Below are 5,801 nucleotides of genomic sequence, written 5' to 3'. Positions count from 1 at the left end.
CCGGGTTGGTGTTGTTGATGTGGATGTAGACCTTGCGGCCGATGCGCAGCGGCGCAAAGGCGGCGAGGCGGCGGGTGTCCAGGGCTTGCCCTCACTTCGGCTCTACCCGCTCAATCCTCGCGCGGGGCTGGACCAGCGGAGGCCGGCGTGGGACTGCGGCGACTCCTCATCGGAAGCGCGCTACTGCTCTTTCCACGGTGTCCGCCGATCACCAACCTTCTTCAGCCCAAGAGGCGCCCGTTGCCTCCGTCCAGCCGCTGTCGCCCGGGGCGCCCCACGAGGGCGGCCCACCGCAAATGAACCCCACGCCATAAGGCGCCGCCGCCTGGAAAAGGACGCGGCGGGAGAGCCGTCGCCCTCCCGCCGCGTCACCACTCCAATCAAGGCCGGCCGTTACGCCGCCCGTTTGGTTTCCTGGTCCACCAGGGCGACGATGTCGGCCATGATGCGGGTCAGGTCGTAGTCCTTCGGCGTGTAGACGCGCGCCACGCCCGCCGCCTTCAGGGTCTGCTCGTCCTCGGGCGGGATGATGCCGCCCACCACCACCGGCACGTCGCCCAGGCCGGCGGCGCGCATGCGGTCCATCACGTCGGTCACCAGCGTCACGTGGCTGCCCGACAGGATCGACAGGCCGACCACGTGCACGCCTTCCTCCAGCGCCGCGTTGACGATCTGCGCCGGGGTCAGGCGGATGCCTTCGTAGACCACTTCCATGCCGGCATCGCGGGCCCGCACCGCCACCTGTTCGGCGCCGTTGGAGTGGCCGTCGAGGCCCGGCTTGCCGACCAGGATCTTCACCCGGCGGCCAAGCCGGTCGGACACGGCGTCCACATGCGCCCGCACCTCCACCATGCCCGACTCCGAGGCGGCCGAGGCGGCGCGGCCGACGCCGGTCGGCGCCCGGTATTCGCCATAGACCTCGCGCAGCACCTGCGCCCATTCGCCGGTGGTGACGCCGGCATGAGCGCAGGCGATGGAGGGCTCCATGATGTTGCGGCCTTCCTTGGCCGCCGCCGTCAGGTCGGCGATGGCGGCCTCGGCGGCCTTGCCGTCGCGGTTGGCGCGCCAGGCCTTCAGCGCCTCGATCTGCTCCCGCTCGACGCTTTCATCGACGGTGAGGATGGAGCCGTCGCCGGTGGTCAGCGGGCTCGGCTCGGCATCGGTGAAGGCGTTGACGCCGACCACCGTCATGGCCCCCGACTCGATGGCCTTCAGGCGGCGGGTGTTCGATTCCACCAGCCGCTGCTTCATGTAGCTCGACTCGACGGCGGCGATGGCGCCGCCCATGGCGTCGATGCGCGCCAGTTCGTCGCGCGCCTGGGCCTTCAGTTCCTCCACCTTGGCGGTGACGACGGGGGAGCCGTCGAACAGGTCGCCGTATTCCAGCAGGTCGGTCTCGTAGGCGACGATCTGCTGCAGGCGCAGCGACCACTGCTGGTCCCACGGCCGCGGCAGGCCGAGCGCCTCGTTCCAGGCCGGCAGCTGCACGGCGCGGGCACGGGCGTTCTTGGAGAGCGTCACGGCCAGCATCTCAAGCAGGATGCGGTAGACGTTGTTTTCCGGCTGCTGCTCGGTCAGGCCCAGGCTGTTGACCTGCACGCCATAGCGGAAGCGGCGGTGCTTCTCGTCCTCGACGCCATAGCGTTCGCGGCAGATCTCGTCCCACAGCTCCGTGAAGGCGCGCATCTTGCACAGCTCGGTCACGAAGCGGATGCCGGCGTTGACGAAGAAGCTGATGCGGCCGACCACCTCGGGGAAGTCCTCCGCCGGCACCTGGCCCGAGTCGCGCACCGTGTCCAGTACCGCCTGGGCGGTGGCAAGGGCATAGGCCAGCTCCTGCTCCGGCGTCGCGCCCGCTTCCTGCAGGTGGTAGGAGCAGACGTTCATCGGGTTCCACTTGGGAACCTCGCGGTAGGTGAAGGCAATGACGTCGTTGGTCAGCTTCAGCGACGGCTGCGGCGGGAAGATGTAGGTGCCGCGCGACAGGTATTCCTTCACCAGGTCGTTCTGCGTCGTGCCCTGCAGGCTCTTGCGCTCGGCGCCCTGGCGCTCGGCGGTGGCGATGTAGAGCGACAGCAGCCACGGCGCCGGGGCGTTGATGGTCATCGACGTGTTCATCTTGCCGAGCGGGATCTCGTCGAACAGCGTCTGCATGTCGCCGATGTGGCAGACGGGCACGCCCACCTTGCCCACCTCGCCGCGCGCCAGCGGATGGTCGGAGTCATAGCCGGTCTGGGTCGGCAGGTCGAAGGCGACGGAGAGGCCGGTCTGACCGCGCGAAAGATTCTTGCGATAGAGCTTGTTGCTCTCCACCGCCGAGGAATGCCCCGAATAGGTTCGGAAAAGCCACGGCTTGTCGCGCTTCGGCGCGGCAGGGGCAGGGGGAGTGTCAGGCTTCTCGCTCATTCCGGGGTCCTCCGATCAGGGTGAGAGTTTACCAATTCTGCAACCCTAAGTGCATGACGTTGATTATAAAATTACCCGTGCCCTGGGCATCCAGGCAAGAAAGTATCATTTTGTGCATTGCGAAGAAAGCGACAAAACGCTAAGGATGAAGCAACGCCGCCTCCCGCAACGAACGCGAGGGGCCGGACATTGGATTGTGCACCGCCGAAAGAGCATGCGGCGGTCGGCCCGCCCGCGGGAACGGCCTTCACGGCCCGGCCGCGGGCGCCACGCCGGCACCAGACCCAGGGGATTGCCACGATGACCAGCACCGCGGAAGTGATCAGCCTGAAGGGTGGTCAGGACGTCAAGGACCTGTATGAGATCGGCGAGATCCCGCCGCTCGGCCACACCCCGAAGAAGATGTACGGCTGGCTCATCCGCCGCGAGCGCCACGGGCCGCCCGAGCAGTCCTTCCAGGTGGAAGTGGTGGACGTGCCGGAGCCCGACAGCCACGAAGTGCTGGTGATGGTGATGGCCGCCGGCGTCAACTACAACGGCGTCTGGGCCGGCCTCGGCAAGCCCATCTCGCCCTTCGACGTCCACGGCGCGCCGTTCCACATCGCCGGCTCCGACGCCTCCGGCATCGTGTGGAAGGTCGGCTCCAAGGTGAAGGCGTGGAAGGTGGGCGACGAGGTGGTCATCCACTGCAACCAGGATGACGGCGACGACGAGGAGTGCAACGGCGGCGACCCGATGCTCTCCCCCAGCCAGCGCATCTGGGGTTACGAGACGCCCGACGGCTCCTTCGCGCAGTTCACCTGCGTGCAGGCGCAGCAGCTGATGCGGCGGCCGAAGCACCTGACCTGGGAAGAGAGCGCCTGCTACACCCTGACGCTCGCCACCGCCTATCGCATGCTGTTCGGCCACCGCCCGCACATCCTGCGGCCGGGCCACAACGTGCTGGTGTGGGGCGCTTCCGGCGGCCTCGGCTCCATGGCGATCCAGCTGTGCGCGACGGCCGGCGCCAACGCCATCGGCGTCATTTCCGACGAGAGCAAGCGCGACTTCGTCATGAGCCTGGGCGCCAAGGCGGTGCTCAACCGAAAGGACTTCAACTGCTGGGGCCAGCTGCCGCCGGTGAACGGCGAGGGCTTCAAGGAGTACATGCAGGAGGTCCGCAAGTTCGGCAAGGCGATCTGGGAGATCACCGGCAAGGGCAACGACGTCGACACGGTGTTCGAACACCCCGGCGAGCAGACCTTCCCGGTGTCGTGCAACGTGGTGAAGCGCGGCGGCATGGTGGTGTTCTGCGCCGGCACCACCGGCTACAACCTCACCTTCGACGCCCGCTTCGTGTGGATGCGGCAGAAGCGCATCCAGGGCAGCCACTTCGCGCACCTGAAACAGGCGGCGCAGGCAAACCAGCTGGTGATCGAACGCCGTATCGACCCGTGCATGTCCGAAGTGTTCTCGTGGGAGGACATTCCGAAGGCCCACACCCTGATGTTGGACAACAAGCACAAGCCCGGCAACATGGCCGTCATGGTTCAGGCCAAGGTGCCCGGCCGCCGCACCCTGGAAGACGTGCTGGAAGGCTGAGGACGGGCGCGGTCTTCCGCGCCTCCCCCCAGCCGCATCCCCCGACCCGCTGAGAGAGAAGACACCGTGCAGATGCCCGCCAAGCTGATCATCAACGACCTCCTGCACACCTGCGAAAAGGCGCTCTACACCGCCCGCGGCGTGCTCGACACCATCCGCGAACACGTCGCCGGCAAGGTGACGGTCGACGGCAAGGTGGACGCCGATGCGCTGGAACAGCACCAGTTCGCCGCCCACGGCTATGCCTGGTACGCCACCTACGTCGCCGCTCTGGAGCAGATGCTCGCCTGGGGCAAGCGGCTGGAGGCCCAGGGCCGCTTCGGCGAACTGGAACAGCTGCTGGTCCAGGCCGCCTTCTCGGAATACCTGCACCAGATCTTCGGCGGCCTGCCCATGGGCCAGGGCGAGATGGTGCGCCTGGCCGACTTCGGCATCGAGGTGCGCCAGCGCCAGCTGCTGCAGAGCCCGCAGACCACCCTGCTGCGCGAGCACGGCTTCACCGCCGCCTGCAAGAAGCGCATCGCCGAGCTGATCCGCGACGGCGAGCACTTCGGCGACCTCGGCTTGCAGGACGAGACGCTGGCCATGGTGCGCGACACCTTCCGCCGCTTCGCCGAGGAAAAGGTCGTCCCCTACTGCCACGACTGGCACCTGAAGGACGAGCTGATCCCGCTGGAGGTCCTGGAGCAGATGGCGGAGCTGGGCGTCTTCGGCCTGACCATCCCCGAGGAATACGGCGGCCACGGCATGGGCAAGACCGCCATGTGCGTGGTGACGGAAGAACTCAGCCGCGCCTACATCGGCGTCGGCTCGCTCGGCACCCGGTCGGAGATCGCGGCCGAACTCATCCGCCTGGGCGGCACCGAGGAGCAGAAGCAGCACTACCTGCCGAAGATCGCCTCCGGCGAGATCCTGCCGACGGCAGTGTTCACCGAGCCCAACACCGGCTCCGACCTTGCCTCGCTGCGCACCCGCGCGGTGAAGCAGGGCGACGAGTACGTGGTGACCGGCAACAAGACGTGGATCACCCACGCCAGCCGCTCCGACCTCATGACCCTGCTCACCCGCACCAACCCGGACGAGAAGGGCTACAAGGGCCTGTCCATGCTGCTGGCCGAGAAGCCGCGCGGCACGGAGACCGATCCGTTCCCGGCCGAGGGCATGGACGGCGGCGAGATCAAGGTGCTCGGCTACCGCGGCATGAAGGAATACGAGCTGTCGTTCGACGGCTTCAAGGTGCCGGCCGCCAACCTGCTGGGCGGCGTCGAGGGCCAGGGCTTCAAGCAGCTGATGGCGACCTTCGAAAGCGCCCGCATCCAGACCGCGGCGCGGGCCGTCGGCGTGGCGCAGAACGCGCTGGAAGTGGGCCTGCGCTATGCGAACGAGCGCCAGCAGTTCGCCAAGCCGATCTTCGAGTTCCCGCGCGTCTACGGCAAGCTGGCGTGGATGGTGGTGGAGACCATGATCGCCCGCCAGCTGACCTACTTCGCCGGCGAGGAGAAGGACAGCGACCGCCGCTGCGACATCGAGGCCGGCATGGCCAAGCTGCTGGGCGCCCGCGTCGCCTGGGCCAATGCCGACAACGCCCTGCAGATCCACGGCGGTAACGGCTACGCCGAGGAATACCAGATCAGCCGCATCCTGTGCGACGCCCGCATCCTCAACATCTTCGAGGGCGCGGCGGAGATCCAGGCGCACGTGGTGGCGCGCGGCCTGCTGACGCGCTAACCACCTTGGGCCCGCCCTGCGGTCGGCGCGACCGCGCCGGCGCCTGAGGCAAGAACAAACCAAACCACCTTGCGCAAGCAAGGTGG

3 protein-coding genes are annotated in these 5,801 nt (G+C 67.7%); 2 read left to right on the top strand and 1 reads right to left on the bottom strand.

Annotated features, from left to right (window positions below):
- Positions 1–393 precede the first annotated feature (393 nt).
- Positions 394–2,406 carry a methylmalonyl-CoA mutase family protein gene (locus tag ABD056_RS06535; RefSeq protein ID WP_343865564.1) on the bottom strand — a complete coding sequence of 671 codons (2,013 nt, stop codon included), beginning with the start codon at positions 2,404–2,406 and terminating at the stop codon, positions 394–396.
- A gap of 300 nt (positions 2,407–2,706) precedes the next feature.
- On the opposite strand from ABD056_RS06535, the gene ccrA reads away from it, so the two are divergent.
- Both ccrA and ABD056_RS06525 read left to right on the top strand, forming a co-directional pair.
- Positions 2,707–3,987 carry a crotonyl-CoA carboxylase/reductase gene (ccrA, locus tag ABD056_RS06530; protein ID WP_343865562.1) on the top strand — a complete coding sequence of 427 codons (1,281 nt, stop codon included), beginning with the start codon at positions 2,707–2,709 and terminating at the stop codon, positions 3,985–3,987.
- 72 nt (positions 3,988–4,059) lie between these two features.
- On the top strand, positions 4,060–5,715 hold the full coding sequence (locus tag ABD056_RS06525) for an acyl-CoA dehydrogenase family protein (protein WP_343865561.1): 1,656 nt from the start codon (positions 4,060–4,062) through the stop codon (positions 5,713–5,715).
- The last annotated feature ends 86 nt before the right edge of the window (positions 5,716–5,801 follow it).

Origin of the sequence: Caenispirillum bisanense (assembly GCF_039523075.1) — a bacterium.
GTDB lineage: Bacteria > Pseudomonadota > Alphaproteobacteria > Rhodospirillales > Rhodospirillaceae > Caenispirillum > Caenispirillum bisanense.
This window is presented reverse-complemented; position numbering and strand designations above follow the sequence as displayed.

What these genes read in the sequence shown, in the direction of transcription:
- ABD056_RS06535 (WP_343865564.1), bottom strand. Translation starts at nt 2,406, where the DNA reads ATGAGCGAGAAGCCTGACACTCCCCCTGCCCCTGCCGCGCCGAAGCGC.
- ccrA (WP_343865562.1), top strand. Translation starts at nt 2,707, where the DNA reads ATGACCAGCACCGCGGAAGTGATCAGCCTGAAGGGTGGTCAGGACGTC.
- ABD056_RS06525 (WP_343865561.1), top strand. Translation starts at nt 4,060, where the DNA reads ATGCCCGCCAAGCTGATCATCAACGACCTCCTGCACACCTGCGAAAAG.